Origin of the sequence: Muricoccus roseus (genome assembly GCF_900141905.1) — a bacterium.
GTDB classification, from domain to species: Bacteria; Pseudomonadota; Alphaproteobacteria; order Acetobacterales; family Acetobacteraceae; genus Roseomonas; species Roseomonas rosea.
Genome location: NZ_FQZF01000036.1, coordinates 22,562 through 45,677, shown reverse-complemented (window position 1 = coordinate 45,677; position 23,116 = coordinate 22,562). Strand labels below are relative to the sequence as shown.

General features: G+C 72.3%; 17 protein-coding genes. 10 read left to right on the top strand and 7 right to left on the bottom strand.

What is annotated here, in order from left to right; translation table 11 throughout:
• Window positions 1–397 (top strand): transketolase C-terminal domain-containing protein (locus BUB97_RS22050; RefSeq protein WP_277614048.1); only part of this gene is annotated, 397 nt, incomplete at its 5' end.
• 112 nt (window positions 398–509) lie between these two features.
• Here BUB97_RS22050 and BUB97_RS22045 read toward each other — a convergent pair.
• Both BUB97_RS22045 and BUB97_RS22040 read right to left on the bottom strand, forming a co-directional pair.
• Complete coding sequence (locus tag BUB97_RS22045; protein WP_073139017.1) at window positions 510–1,475, bottom strand: hydroxyacid dehydrogenase; 966 nt, start codon at window positions 1,473–1,475, stop codon at window positions 510–512.
• A gap of 24 nt (window positions 1,476–1,499) precedes the next feature.
• On the bottom strand, window positions 1,500–2,492 hold the full coding sequence (locus BUB97_RS22040; RefSeq protein ID WP_073139014.1) for a Bug family tripartite tricarboxylate transporter substrate binding protein: 993 nt from the start codon (window positions 2,490–2,492) through the stop codon (window positions 1,500–1,502).
• Between the two features lie 140 nt (window positions 2,493–2,632).
• Here BUB97_RS22040 and BUB97_RS22035 point away from each other — a divergent pair, with 140 nt between their 5' ends.
• Window positions 2,633–3,385: a TlyA family RNA methyltransferase gene (locus BUB97_RS22035; RefSeq protein WP_073139011.1), complete on the top strand. Its 753-nt coding sequence runs from the start codon at window positions 2,633–2,635 to the stop codon at window positions 3,383–3,385.
• Window positions 3,386–3,410: 25 nt separating this feature from the next.
• On the opposite strand, the gene BUB97_RS22030 is transcribed toward BUB97_RS22035, so the two are convergent.
• The 4 genes from BUB97_RS22030 to fabI form a co-directional block, all read right to left on the bottom strand.
• Window positions 3,411–3,563, bottom strand: a complete 153-nt coding sequence (locus BUB97_RS22030) for a peptide chain release factor 1 (RefSeq protein ID WP_073139008.1) — start codon at window positions 3,561–3,563, stop codon at window positions 3,411–3,413.
• Window positions 3,564–3,657: 94 nt separating this feature from the next.
• Window positions 3,658–4,866, bottom strand: a complete 1,209-nt coding sequence (locus tag BUB97_RS22025; RefSeq protein WP_073139005.1) for a hypothetical protein — start codon at window positions 4,864–4,866, stop codon at window positions 3,658–3,660.
• Between the two features lie 65 nt (window positions 4,867–4,931).
• Window positions 4,932–6,038 (bottom strand): chorismate synthase, encoded by a 1,107-nt coding sequence (gene aroC / locus BUB97_RS22020; protein ID WP_073138990.1) that lies wholly within the window; start codon window positions 6,036–6,038, stop codon window positions 4,932–4,934.
• A 16-nt stretch (window positions 6,039–6,054) separates the two neighbouring features.
• Window positions 6,055–6,909 carry an enoyl-ACP reductase FabI gene (gene fabI, locus BUB97_RS22015; protein ID WP_073138987.1) on the bottom strand — a complete coding sequence of 285 codons (855 nt, stop codon included), beginning with the start codon at window positions 6,907–6,909 and terminating at the stop codon, window positions 6,055–6,057.
• Window positions 6,910–6,996: 87 nt separating this feature from the next.
• Between fabI and pdxH the strand changes: the two genes are divergently transcribed.
• The 3 genes from pdxH (at window position 6,997) to BUB97_RS22000 (ending at window position 10,087) form a co-directional block, all read left to right on the top strand.
• On the top strand, window positions 6,997–7,629 hold the full coding sequence (pdxH, locus tag BUB97_RS22010) for a pyridoxamine 5'-phosphate oxidase (protein WP_073138984.1): 633 nt from the start codon (window positions 6,997–6,999) through the stop codon (window positions 7,627–7,629).
• 10 nt (window positions 7,630–7,639) lie between these two features.
• On the top strand, window positions 7,640–9,124 hold the full coding sequence (locus tag BUB97_RS22005) for a bifunctional aminoglycoside phosphotransferase/ATP-binding protein (RefSeq protein ID WP_073138980.1): 1,485 nt from the start codon (window positions 7,640–7,642) through the stop codon (window positions 9,122–9,124).
• 87 nt (window positions 9,125–9,211) lie between these two features.
• Window positions 9,212–10,087 (top strand): universal stress protein, encoded by an 876-nt coding sequence (locus tag BUB97_RS22000; protein WP_073138977.1) that lies wholly within the window; start codon window positions 9,212–9,214, stop codon window positions 10,085–10,087.
• A gap of 36 nt (window positions 10,088–10,123) precedes the next feature.
• Here the strand turns inward: BUB97_RS22000 and BUB97_RS21995 are convergent, their stop codons facing one another.
• Window positions 10,124–11,941 carry an ABC-F family ATP-binding cassette domain-containing protein gene (locus BUB97_RS21995; RefSeq protein WP_073138974.1) on the bottom strand — a complete coding sequence of 606 codons (1,818 nt, stop codon included), beginning with the start codon at window positions 11,939–11,941 and terminating at the stop codon, window positions 10,124–10,126.
• Window positions 11,942–12,119: 178 nt separating this feature from the next.
• Here BUB97_RS21995 and BUB97_RS21990 point away from each other — a divergent pair, with 178 nt between their 5' ends.
• The 5 genes from BUB97_RS21990 to BUB97_RS21970 all read left to right on the top strand — a co-directional run bounded on the left by BUB97_RS21990 (window position 12,120) and on the right by BUB97_RS21970 (window position 23,107).
• Window positions 12,120–13,196 carry a family 8 glycosyl hydrolase gene (locus BUB97_RS21990; protein ID WP_086062461.1) on the top strand — a complete coding sequence of 359 codons (1,077 nt, stop codon included), beginning with the start codon at window positions 12,120–12,122 and terminating at the stop codon, window positions 13,194–13,196.
• 84 nt (window positions 13,197–13,280) lie between these two features.
• Complete coding sequence (locus BUB97_RS27025; protein ID WP_139281422.1) at window positions 13,281–14,312, top strand: hypothetical protein; 1,032 nt, start codon at window positions 13,281–13,283, stop codon at window positions 14,310–14,312.
• Window positions 14,313–14,328: 16 nt separating this feature from the next.
• Complete coding sequence (locus BUB97_RS21980; protein WP_086062460.1) at window positions 14,329–15,195, top strand: cellulose synthase operon protein YhjQ/BcsQ; 867 nt, start codon at window positions 14,329–14,331, stop codon at window positions 15,193–15,195.
• Window positions 15,192–19,862 carry a UDP-forming cellulose synthase catalytic subunit gene (gene bcsA / locus BUB97_RS27310; RefSeq protein WP_073138968.1) on the top strand — a complete coding sequence of 1,557 codons (4,671 nt, stop codon included), beginning with the start codon at window positions 15,192–15,194 and terminating at the stop codon, window positions 19,860–19,862. Before BUB97_RS21980 ends, bcsA begins: the two co-directional genes overlap by 4 nt.
• Window positions 19,859–23,107 carry a cellulose biosynthesis protein BcsC gene (locus BUB97_RS21970; RefSeq protein ID WP_073138965.1) on the top strand — a complete coding sequence of 1,083 codons (3,249 nt, stop codon included), beginning with the start codon at window positions 19,859–19,861 and terminating at the stop codon, window positions 23,105–23,107. Before bcsA ends, BUB97_RS21970 begins: the two co-directional genes overlap by 4 nt.
• Window positions 23,108–23,116 lie beyond the last annotated feature (9 nt).

The window sequence follows — 23,116 nt, the reverse complement described above, 5'->3', positions numbered from 1 at the left end:
CGCCATCCTCTCCTACGGCACCCGGCTGGCCGAGGCGCTGCGGGCCGCCGACGAGCTCGCCGCCCAGGGCCTCTCCTGCACGGTGGCCGATGCGCGCTTCGCCAAGCCGCTGGATACCGATCTGCTCGAGCGACTGGCCCGCAACCACAGCGTCCTGCTCACCGTCGAGGAGGGCTCGGTCGGCGGCTTCGGGTCCCTCGTCGCCCAGCACCTCGCCCATGCCGGGCTGCTCGATGGCGGATTGCGCTTCCGGCCGCTGGTCCTGCCGGATATCTATATCGACCACGAGACGCCCAAAAAGCAGTACGACCTCGCCGGCCTCAACGCCCCCCAGATCGCACAGGCCGCACGCAACGCTCTCGGACAGGACGCCTCCACCCAGCCCGCGAGGGCGTAACCGCACAGCAGCCGCACCGCCAACCCCGGGCCAGCCGATGCCGGGGTCCGGGGAGCCTCAGGCTCCCCGGCGGATGGGTCTGGGAGGCAGCGCCTTCCCATGGCCCGCGGCGCTACCCCAGCACCTCCGGATTGATCACTGCGTCCCGGTCCGGCCGCCCGGCGAGGAAGTCCAGCACGTTCCCCGCCGCGTCCCAGGCCATGCGTTGCAGCCCTTCCGCCGTGCTGGCCGCGACATGCGGCGTGACCACGAGGTTCTCCAGCGCCAGCATGGCGGGGACCTGCGTCATCGGCTCCGCCCGCAGCACGTCCAGGCCCGCGCCGCCGAGCTGGCCGGAGCGGAGCGCCGCCTCGAGCGCGGCTTCGTCGACCAGCGTTCCGCGGGCGGTGTTGATGAGCACGGCGCCCGGCTTCATGGCGGCCAGGAAGGCGGCATCCACCATGCCGCGCGTGGCCGCGCTGGCGGGGAGGTGAAGCGTGACGATGTCGGCGGCCGCCAGCCCTTCCGCTAGGTCCTTCACCGCCTCATAGCCTGCGCCGCGGATCGTGCCGGCCGGCATGAAGGGGTCGTGCACCATCACCTTCATGCCGAAGGCGGCGCAAAGGCGGGCGACGCGGGTGCCGATCCGGCCGAAGCCCAGCACCAGCACGCGGCGGCCGCCCAGCTCGAAGGTGCGGGACTGGCCCTGCACGCGCCACTGGCCGGCGCGCACGCCCGCATCGACCGGGATCACCTGGCGCGCGACGGCCAGCATCAGCATCAGCGCATGCTCGGCGACCGAGGCCGCGTTCGCCTCCGGCGTGATCATCACCGCGACGCCGGCCCGCGTCATGGCGGGCACGTCTACCAGGTCGTAGCCGACGCCGTGGCGGCACACCATGCGGAGCTTCGGCGCCATGGCGAGCAGGGCGGAATCGACCACCGTGCCACGCACGATGAGCGCCTCCGCGTCCCGCAGCCGCGCCGCGAGGTCCGGGCCGCCGGGCGCGCCGGGGTGGTCCAGCGTGATGCCGGGCGCATCGAGCAGGCGTTGGATCCCGTCCGGGTGGATGGGGTCGATCACGGCCACATGCGGCATGAACTGGTGCTTCTCCTCAGGCGATCAGGGCTGGGTGGACCAGGGCGACCGCTCGTAGAGGCGCTTCGCGGCGGCCTCCTCCTCGCGCACGGACGCCTTGTAGGCATCGCCCAGCAGGGGGCGGAGCGGGAGGTTCAGCCGCTCCGCCTCCACCAGGAAGGCCGGGTCGGTGAGGATCGCGCGGAAGGCGGCGACGAGCCGCTCGGTCATCTCCGCGGGAAGGCCGGGCGGGGCGACGAAGCCGCGGGCGGAGCCGCCGAGCACGTCCGGCCCCTGCTCGCGAAAGGTCGGCACCTCCGCCATCGCGGACCATCGCGCGGGGGCGGCCTGGCCAAGGCAGCGGGTGCGACCCTCGCGCAGCAGCGTCAGCCCTTCGCTGGCATTGTAGGAGGCCACGTCGAGCTGCCCGCCCAGCAGGTCCCGGATGGCGATGGCGGTCCCGTTATACGGGACATGCAGGGCCTTCACCCCCGCCGCCGCCTCGAAGGCCAGGAGGAGCAGATGGTCGTCCGAGGAGGTGCCCGCGGCGGTGCCGACCGAGACGGCCTCGGCCCGCTTCCCCGCTGCCTCGCGCAGATCGGCCACCGTCTTCAGCGGCGAATCGGCGCGCACCCAGAAGGCGCCGGGATCGTCCACGACATTGGCCAGATAGGTGAACTCCTCCGTCTTCCACCGCACGGCGCGCTCCAGCGCCTTGGTGATGAAGCCGAGAGTGGCGACCGCACCGAGCGTGTAGCCGTCGGGACGCGCATTGAAGATGGCCTCGTTGCCGATCTGTCCGCCCGCGCCGACGCGGTTGGTGACGACGAAGTTCGCTCCCTGGAGATGCCCTGGGAGGTATTTGGTCAACAGACGCGCCATGACGTCGATGCCCCCGGCGGGCGGATAGGGAACGATGATCTCGATCGCGCGGCCCGCCGGCCAGGGCGCCTGCGCGAGGGCGGGGCGGGCCAGGGGGACAGGTGCGAGGGTGGCGCCGGCCAAGAGGGCGCCGGTGAGGCTGCGGCGTGTGGTCATGGGCGTTTCTCCGGTGCGCGGCGCGTCGCGTTCTTGCACTCTGTCTCCACCCCATCCGGCGCGGCGGCAAGCCCCCGCGGCACGGGTCGGCCCCCGCCACGCGTCCTGCTATCCTGCCCGCTTCGTCACGGAGGACAGCCTTGCCCCAGCCCAAGCCGGCCAAGCAGCGGGCCGATGCCGCCCTGGTGGAGCGCGGCCTGGCGGAAAGCCGCACGCGCGCCCAGGCCCTGATCCTCGCGGGAAAGGTGTTCAGCGGGGAACGCCGGATCGAGAAGCCCGGCCAGGAACTGCGCGAGGGCGATGCGCTGGAGGTGCGCGGCCAGGACCATCCCTGGGTCAGCCGCGGCGGGCTGAAGCTGGACCACGGGCTGAAGGCCTTCGGGCTGGATCCGAAGGGGCGCATCTGCATCGATGTCGGCGCCTCCACCGGAGGCTTCACCCATGTGCTGCTGCATCACGGCGCGGCGAAGGTGTATGCGGTGGATGTCGGGCACGGGCAGTTGGCCTGGAGCCTGCGGAACGACCCCCGCGTGGTCGTGCTGGAACGGGTGAATGCCCGCTACCTCGAAGCATCCCAGGTGCCGGAGCCCGTGGGGGCGGTGGTCTGCGACGCGTCCTTCATCGGCCTGTCCACCGTGCTGCCGGCTGCGCTTTCCCTGGCCGCGCCGGGCGCCTTCGCGGTCGCGCTGATCAAGCCCCAGTTCGAGGCCGGGCCCGGCATGGTGGGAAAGGGGGGCGTGGTGCGGGACCCGAATGTGCATCGGGCTGTCTGCGCAAAGGTGAAGGCCTGGTGGTCGGAACTGCCGGGCTGGACGGTGCTCGGCATCGCGGAGAGCCCGATCACCGGGCCGGAAGGCAACAAGGAGTTCCTGATCGGCGCCCAGCGCGCCTGAGGCGGCCGGAGCCAGCCGCCCCGGTTCAGTGCCGGGTTGGCGACGTCTCGGGGGCGGTGCCGGCGCGGGAAAGGCGACCGGCCAATGCCCAAACCCGGGCGGGGTCCATCTGCACATCCGGGTCGTTCAGGAGCCGGTCCAGCTCGGCGAGGGCTTTTTCCGCCTCGGTCTCTGTCACGCTTTTCCCTCCGTCTCGCAGTGCAGCATCGCCGGAACGGGAATGTATCTCTACAGTTTCAGTTAATCGCCTGTTCACCAGTTGGTGAGGGCGGTCAACCAATGGAGCAGAGGGCGGGGGCGAGAGCACCGTCCCGCGCTGGAGGGTGGGCGGGGTTGCGGAAGCGCAGTTCGCCATCCGGCACGGCATCCGGCGGCGCCATGCCGAACATCTCCATGCGGGCCGCGCAGGAGACCGCCGCGACGCGCCGGGCCTCGGGGGTGGTGAGGAAGCGTCGCACCGATCCCTCCAGCTCCATGCGCTCGCGCAGGCCACGCCATTCCTGGCGGCCCAGGTCGTCCAGGAACATGGCGAGGATGCCCGGCCTTTCGCCGCCCAGCCGGTCCGCCGCGGAAGCGAGGCGGCGACAGACAGCCTGGGCGATGTCGCTCGCCTGGCCCGCCCGCGCGGCGAGCACGAGGATGTTGCCGTTCCCCTGCGCCACGGCGAGGTGAGCCTCCGGCCCGAAGATCTGCCGGAGCGCGGTCGCCGGGACCGCCGCCTGCGCGCCGGCCAGCAGCAGGGGGTCCAGCTTCAGCACCGCGTCGGCGGCCGAATCCTGCCGCCGCCGGTCTCGCAGCATCTCGACAATGCGGCGCTGGAGGGTGGCGACGTCGAGCGAATCGCGCTTCAGCCCCTCGGGCAGGGTCATCTTCAGCACGTAGCGGCCGGGATGGGCGGCGAGCCAGGTCTGCAGGTCCGGGTTGATGCCGTCCACGAAGGCGCACCAGTCGCCGCGGAGCACGGGGCGGCCCTCCTCGGCGGAGACGGTCTCGCAGGCGATTTCCGCCTCCTGGCCATCGCGCGCGATGACGAGGTCATGCGGGGTGCCTTCGGCCAAGCCGGTGAAGCGCACATCGAAGCCGCGCGCCCGGTGCCGCGCCGCGACCCGGAGGAGGTGGAAGAGGGGAATGAGGTTCGACTCGCCGGTCAGCCCGGAGAGGATGCGGGCCCGCAGCCGCTTGCGGGGCTCAGCGGGCAGGCTGTTCGCCAGCCGCACGGCCTCCCGCGCATAGGTCAGGAGCTGCCGCTCGGCCGGGCTGGCCTTGGCCTGCGCGTCGGGAGCGGAAAGGCGCTGCAGCGTCAGCTCCAGCGCATGCCGCTCTCCCACGGCCCGGCCGGTGAGGGAGGGAGAGGCGGCGCGGCGGCCGATCTCGGCCAGGCGGGCCTGCCAGCGCTCCGCCCCGGCCAGGCCGACAAAGCCGGAGAGGACCTCCGGCCCGGCGGCGGGATGGGTGTCAGGGGAGCGGTCGGGAATCGGCATCGGGATTCACCTCATCGAGGTTCCCGATTATCCGACTGTTTCAGTCGGATAAAGACCTTTGCCTGTCAGTTTCTCGGGAGGCGGGTCGAGACCGGCGCATCCGGCACCTGGGCGCGGTGCCGCAGCAGCGCGTCGGCCAGCACGCAGGCCATCATCGCCTCGCCCACCGGCACGGCGCGGATGCCCACGCAGGGGTCGTGGCGGCCCTTGGTGATGAGGTCCCGGTCCTGGCCATGGCGGTCCACCGTGCGGCGCGCGACCAGGATGGAGGAGGTGGGCTTCACCGCGAAGCGCGCGACGACCGGCTGGCCGGTCGAGATGCCGCCAAGGATGCCGCCGGCATGATTGGCCAAGAAGTCCACCGTGCCATCCGGTGCCATGCGCATCTCGTCGGCATTGTCCTCGCCGGTCAGGGCAGCGGCGGCGAAGCCCTCGCCAATCTCCACGCCCTTCACGGCGTTGATGGACATGAAGGCGGCGGCGATCTCGGCATCGAGCTTGCCGTAGATCGGGGCGCCCAGCCCGGGCGGGAGGCCCTCGGCCACCACCTCCACCACGGCGCCGACGCTCGAGCCCGCCTTGCGCAGCGCGAGGAGCCGTTCCTCCCAGCGGGCGGCGGCCTCGCGATCCGGGCAGAAGAAGTCGTTCTCCTCCACCGCGCGCCAGTCCCACTTCGCCCGGTCCACCGGATCCCCGCCCATGGCGACGAGCGCGCCGCGGATGGTCACAGCCGCGCCCAGCACCTTCCGCGCCACCGCGCCGGCCGCGACGCGCATCGCCGTCTCGCGCGCGGAGGAGCGCCCGCCGCCGCGATAGTCCCGCACGCCGTACTTCAGGTGGTAGGCGAGATCGGCATGGCCCGGCCGGAAGCTGTCCGCGATCTCGCCATAGTCGCGGGAACGCTGGTCCTTGTTCTCGATCATCAGCGAGATCGGCGTGCCGGTGGTCAGCCCCTCGAAGGTGCCGGAAAGGATGCGCACCTCATCCGGCTCCTGCCGCTGGGTCACGAATTTCGACTGGCCGGGCCGCCGGCGGTCCAGCCAGGGCTGGATGTCCGCCTCGGTCAGGGAGAGGCCGGGCGGGCAGCCATCCACCACGCCGCCAATGGCCGGGCCATGGCTCTCGCCCCAGGTGGTGACGCGGAAGAGTTGGCCGAAGCTGTTGTGCGACATGGGTGGGGAGAGACGCTCAGCCCTTCTCGATCGTGATGTCCGGCGCGTCCGGATTCTTCATGCCGATGATGTGGTAGCCGCAATCCACGTGGTGAACCTCGCCCGTCACGCCGCCGGAAAGGGGGGAAAGGAAGTAGAGGCCGGCCCCGCCGACCTCCTCCAGCCCCACGTTGCGGCGCATGGGCGAGTTGTACTGGTTCCACTTCAGGATATAGCGGAAGTCGCCAATGCCGCTCGCCGCCAGCGTCTTGATCGGGCCGGCCGAGATGGCGTTCACCCGGATGCCGACCTCGCCGAGATCGGCGGCCATGTAGCGCACGCTCGCCTCCAGCGCGGCCTTGGCCACGCCCATGACGTTGTAATGGGGCGTCCAGCGCTCCGCGCCGAGATAGGTGAGGGTCAGCAGCGACCCGCCCGGCTTCATCATCGCCGCCGCCCGCCGGGAGACCGAGACGAAGGAGAAGCACGAGATGTCGAGCGCCTGGAGGAAGGCCTCCTTCGGCGTGTCCAGGTAGCGCCCGCGCAGATACTGCTTGTCCGCGAAGCCGATGGCATGGACGAGGAAGTCGATCCCGTCCCAGCGCTCGGCCACCTTGGCGAAGGCGGCGTCGATGGCGGCCTCGTCCGAGACGTCGCAGGGCACCAGCAGGTCGGAGCCGACGCTGGCGGCCAGCGGGCGCACCCGCTTCTCCAGCGCCTCGCCCTGATAGGTGAAGGCAAGCTCCGCCCCTTGCGCCGCCGCGGCCTGGGCGATGGCCCATGCGATGGAGCGGTCGTTGGCGACACCCATGATGATGCCGCGGCGACCCTTCATGAGATCGCCCTTCATGGGCAGGAGGGCGGCATCGGCAACGGGTTTCGCATCATCCATGGGGCGTCCTCCAGCTCAGGCGGGCATCGGTTGCGACGGGCGGGGAGGGGTGGCACACCGGATGGAACGGAACAAGGGGCCGAACGCATGAGCCTGACCACCGAGGTTCCCGCCGGCGAGGCCTATAAGGCCGGCATCCCCGAGGCGAGCGAACCCTATGGCCTGTTCGAGGCTTGGTTCGCCGAGGCGGTGGCGCGGGAGCCCAATGACCCGAACGCCATGTGCCTGGCCACCACCACGGCGGATGGCTGGCCCTCCGCGCGCATGGTGCTGCTGAAGGGCCGCGACGAGGCGGGATTCGTCTTCTACACCAACGAGCAAAGCCGGAAGGGCGGGGAGCTTCTCGCCAATCCGCGCGCCGCGCTGTGCTTCCACTGGAAGTCGCTGCGGCGCCAGGTCCGGGTGGAGGGCCGGGTGGAGCCGGTCAGCGCCGCCGAATCCGACGCTTATTTCGCCTCCCGCTCCCGCGGCTCCCGCATTTCGGCGGCCTCCTCCGAGCAGTCGCGCCCGCTGGGCTCGCGCGCCGAGTTCGAGCGCCGCATCGCCGAGACAGAGTCCCGCTATCCCGGGGAGTCCGTACCGCGCCCGCCGCATTGGGGCGGCTTCCGCGTGCTGCCCAGCCGCATCGAGTTCTGGCAGGACATGCCCTTCCGCATGCATGACCGGCTGGTCTTCGAACGGACGGAGGCGGGCTGGACGACGCTTCGCCTATATCCGTGACGCCGCGGCCTTGACCATCCCGGCCGTCCAGGCCGCGGCAGCGGCGCTGCTGGCGCGGCTGACCGGGGCAGCGAAGCCCATCGAGACCCATATCTCGGCGGTCTTCGTCGGGCCGGACCGCGTGCTGAAGCTGAAGAAGGCCGTGAATCTCGGCTTCCTCGACTTCACCCAGCCCGAGGCGCGGCGCCGCTATGCGGAGCGTGAGCTGGCGCTGAACGCACCCGCCGCGCCCGAGATCTACCGCGCCGTGCACGGGATTCCGGCCGCTGCCGACCGGCTGGTCCCGCCGGACGATCCAGAGGCGGTCGAATGGGTTGTCGAGATGGCGCCGGTTCCGCCCGGCGACTTCCTCGACGCGCTGGCGGCGCGCGGCGGCCTGGACGGTCCGATGCTGGACGCGCTGGCCGACGTCACCGTGGCGATGCGCGGCACCTATGGCCCGCCGGTCTCCACCGCCGACCCCGTCACGCGCTTCAATGCCGTGCTGCGGGGCAATGCGCGGGCCGCGCTGGAAGCCGGGCTGGACCCGGCCCGGGTGATCCGGTGGCGGCGGCAATCGGGGCGATGGCTCCGGCGGCTTGCTCCGGTGCTGCGGGCCCGGGCCGCCGAGGGTCGCATTCGCCGCTGCCACGGGGACCTGCATCTCGGGAACCTGCTGCTGTGGAAGGGGCGGCCAACCCCCTTCGACGCGCTGGAATTCGACGAGGAACTGGCCAGCATCGATACGGGCTACGACCTGGCCTTCCTGCTGGCGGACCTGATGCGCCGCTGCGGGCGGGCCGCCGCGTGCCGGGTGCTCGGCCGGGCGGTCGGCGTGGGCGACGATGCCGGGCTCACCGCCGCGCTGCCGCTCTGGCTCTCCACCCGCGCGATGATCCGGGCGCATTGCCTCGCGCGCGTGGCGGGCGGCATGGAAGGCGGGCTGGCCTTCCTGGCCGATGCGGAGGCCACGCTGGCGCCACCGCCGGCCCGCCTCATCGCAGTCGGCGGATTGCAGGGCACCGGCAAGACCCGGCTCGCGCGGGCGCTGGCGCCCCGCTTCGGCGCCGCGCCGGGCGCCCTGCACCTGCGCAGCGATGAAATCCGCAAGCGTCTCGCGGGGCTTGCGCCCGAGACGCCGCTGCCGCCCGAGGCCTACACGCCGGCGGCGAGCGCGGCTGTCCATGCGGTGTTGTTCGACGAAGCGGCCGTGGCGCTGCGCGGCGGCCATCCGGTCATCCTCGATGCTGCCTTCCTAGACCCGGAACGCCGCGAGGGAGCCCAGGCGGTGGCGCGTGCCGCTGGCGTTCCATTCTGCGGTGTCTGGCTGGAGGCTCCGCTGGAGATCTTGCGCGCGCGCATCGCGGCCCGGCGCGGCGATGCCTCGGACGCCACGGCGGCCGTGTTGGAATACGCCGCGGCCCAGCCGCTCGGTGCCATGGGCTGGCACCGGATCGACGCCTCGTCGGACCCCCTGGCGGCGGCGCTTGAAGCGGCCCAACTTCAGTTATGCTAAACTGGACTGTGCCGCACCGGATTCGGTGAGGCACGGGGAGGGGGCCTAAAGGCCTCTTCGCCGGGTCACGACGGGAGCACTGCCACCATGGCCTACCGCCGAATCCTATTGCCCCTGACCGGCACCGCCGCCGGCGAGGCCGCGCTGCATACCGCCGTCATGACCGCGCGCATATGGCACTCCCATGTGCACTGCATCCATGTGCGCGTGGATGCCCGCGACGTCGCGCCCCTGGCGGGCGAGGGCCTGTCCGGCGCGATGATCGAGGAGATGATGGCCGCGACCGAGCGCGAATCCGGAGATCGCGCCAGCCGCGTGCAGGCGCTGTTCAACCGCTTCGTGGACGGCAAGGACGTGGTCCTGGCCAGCTCCGCCGAGGCGGCCGAGAAGGCGGATGCCGCCACCCTGTCCTTCGCCTCCGTCGCGGGGCGGGAGGAGGATCTGGTGGCGCAGGAATCGCGCCTCTACGACATGGCCGTCGTGCCCCATCCGGATGCGGGGGAGGATGTCTCCTCCTCCGACGCGCTGCATGCCATCCTTTTCGACAGCGGGCGCCCGGTGCTGATCGCGCCGCGCATGCCGCCAGCCAGCATCGGCACGCGGGTTTGCTGCGCCTGGAACGGCACGGCGGAAAGCGCTGCCGCCATTGCCGCCGCCCTGCCGTGGCTGCATCGCGCGGAGGCCGTGCGCATCCTGTACAGCCGCGACTACCAGCGCCGGGGACCGGATGTGAAGGGCATCCTCTCCTACCTGCGCTGGCACAACATCACGGCGGAGGCAGTGGAGTTCCAGCCCATCACGCGCGAGGTGGGGGCAGGGCTGCTCGGCGCAGCGCGGGACTTCAACGCCGACCTGCTCTGCATGGGCGCCTACAGCCATTCGCGCATCCGCCAGCTCATACTTGGTGGCGTAACGCGGCATGTGCTGGAGAATGCCGACATGCCCGTGATGATGTGCCGCTAAGCTCGGGCTAGGCCGGGCGCAGGGCGCCCGGCGGCGTCACGAGGCGGCCTCGATCTCCTCGCGCCGCATTTCCAGCTCGAGCCAGCGCTCCTCGGCCTGGCCCAGTGCCGCCTGGCGCTGGGCGAGCAACTCGGATGCCTTCGCGAAGCGCGCGGGATCGCGGGAATAGAGCTGCGGATCCGCGAGGATGTCGTTGAGCTTGGCGATCTCGGCCGAGAGCTTCTCCATCTCCCCCGGCAGCGTCTTCAGCGCCTGCCTTTCCGCCATGGTGAGGCGAGGGCGCGCGGCGGCGGTGGCGGACGGCGCCTCGGCCGCGCGCCGCGGCGCGGCGACCGCGGGCGCCTCGCCCAAGCGGGCCCGCACGCCATGGCCGCGCTGGGCGACCATGTCGGAATAGCCGCCCGCATAGTCCTGCCACCGGCCGTCGCCCTCATAGGCGATCAGGCTGGTGGCCACCCGGTCCAGGAAGTCGCGGTCATGGCTGACCACGAGCACCGTGCCGGGATAGTCGGCGATCATCTCCTGCAGCAGGTCGAGCGTCTCGAGGTCCAGGTCGTTGGTGGGCTCGTCGAGCACCAGCAGGTTGCTCGGCCGGGCCATGGCGCGGGCCAGCATCACCCGCGCGCGCTCGCCGCCCGAGAGCACGCCGAGCGGCGTGCGGGCCTGCTCCGGCAGGAAGAGGAAGTCCTTCATGTAGCCGATGACATGGCGCGGCGTGCCGCCGACATGGACCATGTCGCCGCGCCCTTCCGTCAGCGCGTCCGAGAGGGTCATCGCATCGTCCAGGCTCGCCCGGCGCTGGTCGAGCGTGACCATCTCGATTCCGGTGCCGAGGCGGACCTCGCCGGAATCGGGCGGCAGCTCGCCGGTCAGCATGTTCAGCAGCGTGGTCTTGCCCGCGCCGTTCGGGCCGACGATCCCGATCCGGTCGCCGCGCAGGATGCGGACCGACACGTCCCGCACCACCGGCCGGCCATCATAGGATTTCGAGATCCGCTCGGCCGTGACAACGAGGCTGCCGGACCCGTCCGCCTCGCTGGCGGCGAGCCTCACGCCGCCCTGTGGCCCGCGGCGTTGCCGGTGCTTCTCGCGCAGCGCCTGCAATTCGCCGACCCGGCGCATGTTGCGCTTGCGGCGCGCGGTGACGCCGTAGCGGAGCCAGTGCTCCTCGCGCACGATCTCCCGCGCCAACTTGTGCGCGTCCCGCTCCTCCTCCTCCAGAACCTGGTCGCGCCAGGCCTCGAAGCCGGAGAAGCCCTGTTCCAGCCGGCGCGTCGTGCCGCGGTCCAGCCAGACCATCGCGCGGGAGAGGGACTCCAGGAAGCGCCGGTCGTGGCTGATGAGGACGAGGGCGGCCCGCATAGAGGAGAGCTCGGCCTCCAGCCACTCGATCGCGGGAAGGTCGAGATGGTTGGTCGGCTCGTCCAGCAGGAGGATGTCGGGGGAGGGGGCGAGCACCGAGGCCAGGGCCGCGCGCCGCGCCTCGCCGCCCGAAAGACGGGCCGGCTCCTCCTCCCCGGTCAGGCCGAGCTGCTCCAGGAGGTAGCGGGCCCGGTAGGGGTCGTCGCCCGGCCCGAGCGCCGCCTCCACATAGGATAAGGTGTTGGCGTGGCCGGAGAGGTCGGGTTCCTGCGGCAGGTAGCGCAGCGTGACCCCGGGCTGGAGGAAGCGCGAGCCGCCATCCGGCGTGACCAGCCCGGCCGCGACCTTCAGCAGGGTGGACTTCCCAGAACCGTTCCGGCCGACAAGGGCCAGGCGCTCGCCCGGCGCGACGGACAGGGTGGCGTCGCGAAGCAGGGGCGTGGTGCCGAAGCCCTGCCGGATGCCCTGAAGAAGAAGGAGTGGGGGTGCCATGCACCGGCATATGGCACCGTCCCGGCCCCAAGGCACGGGGCGAAACCTTCGGCCGTGGGCGCAAAGGAAGGGTGACTTCCCGAGAACGTGAACGCTAAGATGCCCCGCAGGGCGCCGCGAGCGGGCGCGGCGGGGCCGCGGTAACCGGATCTTCATGGCGGGCGCGACAGGCTGAGGCATGCCGATCCACATTCCGCGCCGGATTCCGCGCCGGTCCGCGCTCGCCCTTCTCGGCGGCGGGCTGGCCGCCACCTTCGGCTCGCCCGCCACCGCCACCACCTCAGGCGACGCGCGCGACTGGGCCGCCTTCAAAGCCCGCTTCCTCTCCCCGGAAGGGCGGGTGATCGACAACGGCAACGGCAACCAGTCCCATTCCGAGGGGCAGGGCTGGGGCCTCGCCCTGGCCGAGCATCATGACGACAGACCGGCCTTCGACAGCATGCTGGGCTGGACCCGCCGCCATCTCCGGCGGGAGACGGACCAGCTGCATGCCTGGCGCTGGCGGCCCGACCGCCAGCCGGCGGTCCAGGACAGCAACAACGCCACGGATGGCGACCTCTTCATCGCGAGCGCCCTTCTCCGGGCCGGGCGGCGCTGGTCGGACCCGGCGCTGGCGGAGGAGGGTACGGCGGTGGCGCGGGACGTCCTGCGCCTGCTGGTCCGCCGGGCCGGCGGTCATCTCGTCCTGCTGCCCGGCGTACATGGCTTCGAGCATCGAACCCATGTCGTCATCAACCCGTCCTACTACGCCTATCCCGCCATCGCCGTGCTGGCCGAGGCGGTGCCGGATCCGGCCTGGCTGCGGGTGGCCAGCGACGGGCTGCGCCTTCTCCGGGCCGCGCGCTTCGGGCGCTGGGGGCTTTCCCCGGACTGGCTGGCCGTTTCCCGGGCGGATGGGCTGGTTTCCCCGGCGCAGGGTTGGCCGGCGCGTTTCTCCTACGATGCGATCCGGGTCCCGCTCTGGTTGAGCTGGGCCGGTCTGTCCGACGAGGCGGCCGTGGCCGGGCCACTTGCCTTCTGGTCCGATGCCAGCCTGCGGCATGTGCCGGCCTGGGCGGACCTGTCGAATGACAGCGTGGCGCCTTACGCGGCGGGGCTCGGCGTGCTCGAGATCGGCCGTTTCGCAGCCCGGCAAAGGAGCCTGCGCTGGGACCGGGCAATGCCCGAAATTCCCGCTGCTGGGCGTGACTATTATGACACAGCTTTGGTGCTGGTGGCCCGCATGGGGGCCGCAGAGCGGGGGCTTCGTCTCTAAAAGGGTTAGGATTGGCGCAAAATTAAGATAACGTTGCTGCGTCGGCGGCCGAATCTGGCGCCGCAGGCGGACGGAGTGGGGCTGATGCGCCAGGACACAGATGTTGCCCGCATGGCAGCAGCCCTGCGGACCCCATCGCTCAAGTACCGCAGCTTCGGCAACGAGCCCGTCCGGAATCCCCAGCCGGCTCCGCCGCCGAGCGAGACCACCGCATTCAGTGCGCTGGGCGACGCACTGGCGGGCGCGAGCGACCTTCCGCCCGATACCGTGCTGGGCGGTGCCGATCCCCTTCCGCCGCTCGCGACCAAGACCCCCGTGCTGCCGGAGCCGCCGCCACTTCACGGCGCCGACCTGCCCGCCGCCCTGGAGGCGGCCCCGTCAGCCGCGCCGAACCCCCACGCCGTGCTGCATCGCGCGCCCGTCGCGCCTGAGCCACTGCCGCAGGCCACCGTTCCACAGCCGCCCAGGGGCATCGCGCCCACCTTTGCCGCGCCGCCGCTGAGCCGCCCGGTGCTGCCGACCGCGGAGCCTGCCGGGCAGAGTCTGTTGCAGGTTCTCTTGGGTGGCCAGGTGCCGCCCGCCCCGAGCCAGGCCGCCCCGGCCCTGCCGACGCGGCCCGCCCCGCAGCCTGCCGCTGCCGTCCCGCCGCTGCCGATCGCGGCACGGCCGGTGGCTCCCGCGCCCATCCCCCCGGCCTCCGTCGCGCCGGCGCCCACTGTCCCGGCACCCGTCGCCTCGGCGCCCATGGCCCCTGCGCCTGTCGCCCCGGCCCCCCTGGTCGCGCCGGCCGCCCTTCCTTCCGCGCCGCCGCTGGTGCCACAGGCGCCCGTCCTCTCGATGCTGGCGGAACTTGGCAAGGGTCCCGCTGCCCTTCCGCCGATGCGCGTCGGGGGCAGCACCGGCTCCTCTCTGCTGGACGCGCTGATGGGCTTCGGTCCCGGTGCAGCATCGACCCCGATCCACTACCCCCTGCTCGATGCGCTGGGGGACGCCATGCGCGGCACCACGGCCGAACCCTCTCCCCGCCACTGGCCGGCGGCGCGGGTGGATATCGCGCTTCCGGAGCTGCTGCGGCGCGTCGCCGCCGGCGTCCGCCTCGCCCGCAGTGCCGCCTGAGTCCAGGAGCAACGTCGTGTCGCTGATCTGCTTCGCGTCGCCCAAGGGTGGGGTCGGCAAGACCACGCTCACCGCCAATCTCGCCGACGCGTTGCAGCGCCTGGGTCACCGCGTGCTCGCGATCGACCTGGACGCGCAGAACGCGCTGCGCCTGCATTTCGGAGTGCCGCTGACCGACAAGGCCGGCTTCGTCTCCGGGCTGATGCAGGGGAACAGCGACTGGCGCGGCCAGCTCCGCCAGACCCCGTCGGGCGTGCTGCTGCTGCCCCATGGCGCGATGGACCTGCGCGGTGCGCTGGACCTGGCCGCGGCGCTGGATCGCGACCCGGACCTGCTGGGCAACCCGATCCGGGAGATGCTGGCCGAGCCCAATCTGGTGGTGGTGGCGGACCTGCCGCCCGGCCCCTCCCAGGCACTGGCGCTGCTCGCGCCGATGGCGACCATGGTGATCGGCGTGCTGCAGGCCGAGGCGATCAGCGCGGCACTGGTGCCGGAGATCGAGAGCGGCCGCTTCCTCGGCACGGGGACCATGGCGGCGCTGCTCGCCGGCCGCCTGCGCGTGGTGCTGAATGGGGTGGACCTCTCCTCGCGCCTGTCGCGCGCCTCCGCCGAGGCGGTCGCGCGGCATCTGGGCTTCCGGATGCTCGGCGCGATGAGCCGCGAGGAAACGGTGGCTGAAAGCCTGGCCTGCCAGCGCCTGCTTCTCGACCACGCGCCCGAGAGCCGCGCGGCTTCGGACCTGAAGGAGGTGGCGCGGCTGATCTCGGCGGCGCTGCCTCCGCCGGCGGCCATGCTGGGTGCCGCGCCGCAGCCCACGCCCGAGGCCGCCGTGCTGCCCCAGCCCCTGCCGGCACCCCAGCCCACCGTCGAGGCCAGCCGATGAGACGCCTCCGCCGTTCCGTGGGCGGCAGCATCTGGCTGGGCCGCATCGCGGTCCTGCTCGGCTTCCTGATCGCGCTGCCCTTCATCGTGGCCCCGCTGGAGGCGGAGCAGCAGGCCTGGGTGGCGGTGGGCGGCCTGCTCGTCTTCGCCATCACCTCGCTCGTGCCCGGGCGCGGCTCGCTGGTCTTCCTCGCCCTGCTCTCGGGCGTGATCTCCACGCGCTACATCTATTGGCGCATCACGGACACGCTGGACTACACCGGCTTCTGGTCCACCTTCCTCGGCACCGGCCTCCTGCTGGCCGAGATCTACGCGGTCATCGCGCTGCTGCTCTCCTACCTCCAGTCCCTCTGGCCGCTGGAGCGCCGCCCGGCGCCGCTGCCGGAGGACCCGGAGGAGTGGCCGACGGTCGACATCTTCATCCCCACCTATAACGAGCCGCTGGAGGTGGTGAAGCCCACGGTCTTTGCCGCCATGGCCATGGACTGGCCGCGCCACAAGATGAACGTGGTGGTGCTCGATGACGGCCGCCGCGAGGAGTTCCGCGCCTTCTGCGCCCAGGTGGGCTGCGGCTACATGATCCGCCCGGACAACAAGGGCGCCAAGGCCGGCAACATCAACCACGCCCTCGCCCGTACGGATGGCGAATACGTTGTGATCTTCGACAGCGACCACGTGGCCACGCGCGCCTTCCTCCAGATGACCATGGGCTGGCTGGTGCGTGATGCCGGCCTGGCCATGGTGCAGACGCCGCACCATTTCTACTCGCCGGACCCCTTCGAGCGGAACCTGGCCTCCGGCACGCGCGTGCCGAATGAGGGGCTGCTCTTCTACGGGCTGATCCAGCAGGGCAACGACCTCTGGAATGCCGCTTTCTTCTGCGGCTCCTGCGCGGTGATCCGGCGCACGGCGCTGGAGCAGATCGGCGGCGTGCCGACCGACACGGTGACCGAGGACTGCCATGCCAGCCTCAAGATGCAGCGGCTCGGATGGCGCACGGCCTATCTGCGCCTGCCGCTGGCGGCCGGCCTCGCGACCGACCGGCTGATCGCGCATATTGGCCAGCGCATGCGTTGGGCCCGCGGCATGGTGCAGATTTTCCGCATCGAGAACCCGCTACTCGGCCCGGGGCTCAAGATGACGCAGCGGCTCTGCTACGCCGCCTCGATGTGGCACTTCCTCTTCCCGGTGCCGCGCTTCATCTTCCTCACGGCGCCGCTGGCCTACCTGCTCCTCGGGCAGAACATCATCGCGGCCTCGCCGCTCGCCATCATCGCCTATGCCGGGCCGCATGTGGTCCATGCGGTGCTCACCAACTCCAAGCTCCAGGCGCGGGTCCGGCACTCCTTCTGGTCCGAGATCTACGAGACGGTGCTGGCCCTCTACCTGCTGCCTGTGGTGCTCACCACGCTGCTCGACCCGAAGCGGGGCAAGTTCAACGTGACGGACAAGGGCGGCACGCTGGAGGAGGGCTATTTCGACTTTCGCGCGACGGGGCCGAACTTCATCCTCGCCGTCATCCTCGTGCTCGGCCTGCTCTCCGGCATCTTCGGCATGGCCACGAACGATTACGAATCGCTCGAATTCCAGGCCAACGCGCTGAACACGCTCTGGGTCGTGCTCTCGCTTCTCACCGTACTGGCCGGGCTCGCCGTGGGGCGTGAGCGCCGGCAGGTGCGCGAACGCGCGCGCGTCGGCGCGGTCATGCCCGTCGGCGTGGTGCTGCCCGATGGAAGGCTGGTTCCCGGCGAGACGCTGGACCTCTCCCTCGGCGGCGCCGCCGTCGCCGCCCCGCGGCCGGATGGCCTCCTCGACAATGCCATGGTGACACTGGAGATCGACTTGGGCCCGGAACGCGTGACGATCCCTGCGGAAGCCCTGCGCTGGCAGGAGGGCCGCCTGCAGGTCCGCTTCGTGCCCCAGGACATGCGGGACGAGGGCAACATCACCCGCGTGGTACTCGGCCGCGCCGATGCCTGGGTTGATTGGGACGATGTCCGCCACGACCGCCCCATGCGCTCGCTCGGGGAGGTGGTGCGCAGCATCGGCGGCCTCTTCCGCGGCGACAGCCAGTTCTCGCTGCGCGCCCGCCGGGCCCGGCGCCAGGCGGCGGCCCGCGCCGCCCGGGCGCAGGCGCCGCGCGCGGCCGCGCCGGCCGTGGCCCCGGGCCGCGGGGCCGAGGCGGCGCAACGCCGCGCGGCCGAGCGCGCGCGCCGCACCGCGGCGGTGCTGCTTGCGCTCGGCCTCGGCCTGCCGTTCTCGGCAGCCGCCCAGTCGCCCCGCCCGCAGGCGCCGACCCCGCCGCCCGCGATCAACCAGGGGGCTCCCTTCACCCCCCCGCCGCCCCCGGGCTCCACGGGCCCGGCGCCCTTCGCGCCGATCCCGGCCCCGGCCGGCGTACCGCAATACGCGCCCTCGCCGCAGCCGCCTGCCGCGGCCCCTGCCACGGCCCCGGCCGTCAGCCCGCCGCCCGTCCTGGTGGCGCCTTCCGCTCCCGTGACCTTCGGCGGCGAGACCACGCCGAGCATCGGCTCCCGCACCGAGACGCGCACGCTGCGCCAGCTCGGCCTGCGCAGCCCGATGCAGCTGCGGGGCCTCGCGGACCTGCAGGGCATCCTCTTCGGCATTCGCTCGGATGAGGTGGTCACCTCCGCCAAGCTGACGCTGCAGGGCGCCACCAGCCCGGCGCTGATCCCGGAGCTGTCGCAGATCGCGATCACGATGAACGAGCAGTTCGTCGGGACGATCACGCCCGAGCGCGCGCGCCCGGCCTTCGGCCCGGTGGAGTTCCAGATCAACCCGGTCTTCTTCGCGGACAGCAACCGGCTGAACTTCCGCTTCACCGGCCGCTACGCCGTGGAGTGCAACGACCCGCTCTCTGGCCTCCTCTGGTCCACGGTGTCGGATCTCTCGACCCTTCAGCTCACGCTGGAGCGGCTGCCGCTGAACCGTGACCTCGCGCGCCTGCCCGAGCCCTTCTTCGACCCGCGCCTGCTGCGCGAGCCGCTGGTGCTGCCGGTCGTCATGGCCGAGGGCGCCGGCAACGACGCGGTGCGTGCCTCGATCGTCGCCTCCTCCTGGTTCGCCGTGCAGGCGGATTACCGTGGCGCCAGCTTCCCCGTCAGCTCCGTCGTGCCCTCGCGCGGGAATGCCATCGTCATCGCGACGGGTTCCGATTCCCTGCCGGGGCTGACGCTGCCGCGGATGGATGGCCCGACCCTCGCCATCATCCCGAACCCGAACGACCCGAATTCGGTGCTGCTGCTCGTCGGAGGGCGCTCGGGCGCCGAGGCGGCCACCGCCGCCCAGGTGCTGGCCACAGCCAAGGAGGGTCTCTCGGGCGAGACGGCGACAGTCGCAGTGAACGACCTGCCCGCGCGCCAGCCCTATGACGCGCCGCGATGGATTCGCAACGACCGTCCGGTGCGCTTCGGCGAGCTGGTGGATCCGTCGGAGCTGCAGTCCTACGGCTATGCGCCGGGCCCGGTTTCCGTGCCCTTCCGCACGGCGCCGGACCTCTACACCTTCCGCGACCGGAACCTGCCCGTCGATGTCCGCTTCCGCGCGCCTCCGGGCCCGATCCTGGACCTGGCGGTGTCGCGGCTCGATGCGGCGCTGAACGACGTCTATCTCAAGTCTTTCCCGCTCCGCGAAGGCGAGGCCGGCTGGCCCTGGAACTGGGTCTACCGCACCGTGGGCAACGCCGGGGCCGAGCGCGGCGAGGGGACGGTGGGGCTGCCCCCCTACCTCGTCTTCGGCCTGAACGAGCTGCAGTTCCGCTTCGACCTGCGCCCGCTGCATCGCGGGGACTGCGTCAGCGTGCCGGGCGACATCCGCTCCTCGATCGATCCGGACAGCACGATCGACCTCTCCGCGGCCTATCGCTACACGGAGCTGCCGAACCTTGCCTATTTCGTCGGCAGCGGCTTCCCCTACACGAAGATGGCGGACCTCTCGACAACGGCCGTCGTACTGCCGGACCGGGCCTCGGCGCTGGAGATCTCCTCCACGCTGAACCTGATCGGCCGCCTCGCCGCCATCGTCGGCTATCCCGCCACCCGCATCGAGGTGGCGCGGCCGGGTGGGCTGGAGGCGGTGTCGAGCCGGGACCTGCTGGTGGTCGGCCCGCTGAACCGCCAGCCCGCCCTCTCCACCCTGCTGCGTGACGGGCCGATCACCGTGGAGGGGAACCGCGTCAGCGTCGCGCTGCCGGACATGCTGGAGAGCTTCCGCAACATCTTCCTCACCGACGACCGCCGCCTGGACCGGGAGCGGCTGACCGCCACGCTCGGCGGCGCGCCGGGCGAGGGCAGTGGCATGCTCATCGGCTTCCAGAGCCCGCTGAACTCCGACCGCTCCGTGATCGCGCTCACCGGCTCCAGCCCGCAGGGGATGGAGGCGATGATCGGCGCGCTGCGCGACCCGGAGCAGCAGCCGCGCATCCAGGGTGACCTCGCTTACGTCACCAACGGCCAGGTCAACTCCTTCAAGGTCTCGCGGAACTACGGCGTGGGCAGCCTGCCGATCACGCTGCTGCCCCAGCGCTACCTCACCACCCGGCCCGACCTGATGCTCGGGCTGCTGGTGATCGCGGCGCTGGTCATCGCCATCCCGCTCTACTGGACGCTGCGCCAGCGGGCGATCCGCCGGCTGAGGATCCGTTCATGACCTCGCTCCGCCACCATCTTCTCGGGGCTGCCGCCGGCGCGGCGCTCCTCGCCGCCGGGCCGGCCTTCGCGCAGGGCAGCGGCGTGCAGGTGCTGATCGAGCAGGCGGGCTTCTGGCGCGGCCAGGGCCAGCCCGCGCGGGCGGCGGCGGCGCTGGACCGTGCCCTGGCCGCCCAGCCCTCGCACCCCGAGGTGCTGATGGCCGCGGCCCTGACCCAGCTGGAGCTGGGGGATGTGGCGGCGGCGGGGGGCCTGCTGGAGCGGCTGCGCCAGGCCGCGCCGGGCGATGCCCGCATCGCCCGCTTGGAAGTGGCCCTTCGCGGCGCCGTCCAACAGCCCGCGCCCCCTCGCGCGGCTGAGGGTGTCGCGGGCGAGAGGGCTCTGGAGGAGGGCGACATCGCCCGAGCGGCCCTGGCTTTCGAGGCCATGCTGGCACGCAGCCCCGAGGATCTCGGCGCCCTGGGCGGGCTGGGCCTGGCCCGGCTGCGGCAGGGCCGCCCGGCCGAGGCCCGGGACCTCCTCGCGCGCGCCGTCGCGGGCGGCGGCGCGGAGGCGCGCGGCTGGGCCCCCTGGCTGGATGAGGCGGCCTTCGCGGTCGAGATGACGGAAGGGCGGCGCCAGATCGCCCTCGGTGCCCCGGACGCAGCGGAGCATGTGTTGCTCCGCGCCGTTCGCCGTGATGCGGCGGGAGTGGCCGAGGCGGAGGCCCTGCTGGGCGACCTCGCCCTACGCCGGGGAGAGCTGCAGGAGGCAGAGGCGCGGTTCCGCGCGGCCGCCTATCGCCGCCCCGGCTTGCCGGCTGCGCGCTTCGGGCTGCTGGAAAGCCTGCGGCGCCAGAACCGGATCGCCGAGGCCGATGGCCTGCAGCGCGAGCTCGCCATCTCCGACCAGGGCCGCGCCGACGCGCTCCGGGCCGAGGCGGCCCGCACCGAAGATCCGGATTCCGCCATCGCCCTGCTGCGCGACGCGCTGGCCGCTGCGCCGGGGAGCGCCGGCGCGCGGCTCGACCTCGCGCGCATGCTCGCCCGCCAGGGCCGCGCGGCCGAGGGGCGCGCGGTGATGGAGGCCGGGCTCTCCGCCACCCCGGCACCCGAGGCCATCCAGGTCGCCGCCCTCTATGCCGAGGCGGAGGGCCGTTTCGCCGAGGCCATCCGCCTGCTCGAGCGCGTGCCCAGCCGCGTGCGCGGCAGTGATCATGCCCGCCTGCTCCGCAGCCTGCGCTGGCAGGCCGAGATCGCGGAGGCGATGGCCCAGGACGGACCCGGCCTACGCGGTGCGCTCCTCGCCATGGCAGGGCGCCCCGATCCGACAGGCGAGGCTCAGATCCGCGCCGTGCGGGCCCTGCTGCGCGCGGGCGACCGCGACGGCGCGGCGGAGGCGGTGCGCCGCGCGCTGGGAGCGTCGCGCGCCGGAAGCGCGTCGGTTCGGATCGGCCTGGCCGGAGCCCTGGCGGATGCGGGGATGGAAGGCGAGGCCGGGGAGGTGCTGCGTCCGCTGGCAGCCGAAGCCGGCCTTCCCGCCGCCCAGCGCCGGCAGCTTGCCGCCCTTCCCGGGGGCGAGTCCTTGCAGATGGCCGCGGCGCCCCAGCCGGTTCCGCCGCCGCAGATCGTCCAGGCCGAGCCGCCGCGCCTCTACCAGGGGGCGCGCGACCCGCGCGTGGCAGGCCGGATTGCCGAGGCCGTGCTGCGGCGCGACCCGCGCAATGCGGAGGCCCGCCTGGGCGCCATAGAGGCCGCGCTCGCCCAGCGCGACCTCGAAGGCGCCGAGGCGCTGCTGGCCCAGGGACGCTTGCTCAACGGCACCGATCCGCGCGTTTCGGTGATGGAGGCCCGCCTGGCCCGCGCCACCGGCGACCGCCGGCGCGCCCAGACGGCGCTGCAACTCGCCGCCGATCAGCGCCGGGCGCAGATCGGCGGGGCAGGGGGCGTCTCCCTCGCTTCCGCCGAGACGCCCTATCGCCGCACGATGCTGGCGGGCGACGCCTCTGCCAGCGGCTTCATGCCGGCGGATACGAGCCCCGCCAGCGCCGTGGTGGGCGAGGTGACACCGAGCCAGCTGCGCGCCTCGGAGGACCCGCTGCTGAGCGAGATCGGCCGCCAGCTCGCCGAGGTGAACGAGGAGGCCTCGGGCCGCATCGTCCCGAACTTCGCCTTCCGTGCCCGCTCGGGCGACCGCGGCCTGGAGCGGCTGCGGGAATATGGCGGCGGGGTCGAGGCCGCGCTGCCGCTGCCGGGCATCGGCGGCGAGCTGAGCGCGCGCGTGCAAGCCGTGACGATCGACAGCGGGCGCCTGGATCCCTCGGTCGGCAACCTGCGCCGCTTCGGCACGAATGCGACGGTGCTGCCGAACGCGTCCAGCACCATCGGGGCGGACCAGGCGGCGGCGCTGACGCCGCGCGACCATTCGGCGACCGGCACCAGCCTCGGCGTGGCCTATGCCCGCAATGGCATGTCGGTCGATCTCGGCTCCACCCCGCTCGGCTTCCGCGAGCAGAACATCCTCGGCGGCGTCGAGGTGACGCCGCGCCTGGGTGAGAACCTGCAGCTGCGCCTGCGGGGTGAGCGGCGCTCGGTGACGGACAGCCTGCTCTCCTGGTCCGGCATGCGCGACCCGCAATCGGGGGCGAGCTTCGGCGGCGTGGTGCGCAACACCGGGCGGGCCCAGCTCGAATATTACGACGGCCGCTTCGGCGCCTATGCCGGGGCAGGCTATTCCTCCATCACCGGCCACAACGTCGCGGACAACACCCGCATCGAGGCCGGGGCCGGGGTGAACTATGCCTTGATCCGCGACCAGAACCGGGAACTCGTGACCGGGCTGGACCTGATCTACTACTCCTACGACAAGAACCTGCGCCTCTTCACCCTGGGGCATGGCGGCTATTTCAGCCCGCAGGACTATGTCGCGGCCTCCATCCCGGTGGATTACCGAGAGCGGCGCGGCAACTGGGCCTATCGCCTGGGCGGCAGCATCGGCGTGGCTCATTTCCGCGAGAAGCGCATGCCCTACTACCCCACAAACGGGGCGCTGCAGGCGGTGGTCGAGGCCCAGGCGGCGGCGGACCCGTCCGTCTCGGCCTTCTACCCCGCCCAGCGGGAGACCACGGTCACCGCGGGCCTTCGCGGCGACCTGGAATATGCGATCACGCCGTCGCTCCGCGTCGGCGCCTCGGTGCGCTACGACCGTGCGGCCGATTTCGATGAAACGCGGGCGCTGATCTATGCCCGCTACCGCTTCGACCCGTGAGGAGGCGCC

Coding starts and splice junctions, on each gene's coding strand:
- BUB97_RS22045 (WP_073139017.1), bottom strand. CDS start 1,475: ATGCCGCATGTGGCCGTGATCGACCCCATCCACCCGGACGGGATCCAA.
- BUB97_RS22040 (WP_073139014.1), bottom strand. CDS start 2,492: ATGACCACACGCCGCAGCCTCACCGGCGCCCTCTTGGCCGGCGCCACC.
- BUB97_RS22025 (WP_073139005.1), bottom strand. CDS start 4,866: ATGCCGATTCCCGACCGCTCCCCTGACACCCATCCCGCCGCCGGGCCG.
- aroC (WP_073138990.1), bottom strand. CDS start 6,038: ATGTCGCACAACAGCTTCGGCCAACTCTTCCGCGTCACCACCTGGGGC.
- fabI (WP_073138987.1), bottom strand. CDS start 6,909: ATGGATGATGCGAAACCCGTTGCCGATGCCGCCCTCCTGCCCATGAAG.
- pdxH (WP_073138984.1), top strand. CDS start 6,997: ATGAGCCTGACCACCGAGGTTCCCGCCGGCGAGGCCTATAAGGCCGGC.
- BUB97_RS22000 (WP_073138977.1), top strand. CDS start 9,212: ATGGCCTACCGCCGAATCCTATTGCCCCTGACCGGCACCGCCGCCGGC.
- BUB97_RS21995 (WP_073138974.1), bottom strand. CDS start 11,941: ATGGCACCCCCACTCCTTCTTCTTCAGGGCATCCGGCAGGGCTTCGGC.
- BUB97_RS21990 (WP_086062461.1), top strand. CDS start 12,120: ATGCCGATCCACATTCCGCGCCGGATTCCGCGCCGGTCCGCGCTCGCC.
- BUB97_RS27025 (WP_139281422.1), top strand. CDS start 13,281: ATGCGCCAGGACACAGATGTTGCCCGCATGGCAGCAGCCCTGCGGACC.
- bcsA (WP_073138968.1), top strand. CDS start 15,192: ATGAGACGCCTCCGCCGTTCCGTGGGCGGCAGCATCTGGCTGGGCCGC.
- BUB97_RS21970 (WP_073138965.1), top strand. CDS start 19,859: ATGACCTCGCTCCGCCACCATCTTCTCGGGGCTGCCGCCGGCGCGGCG.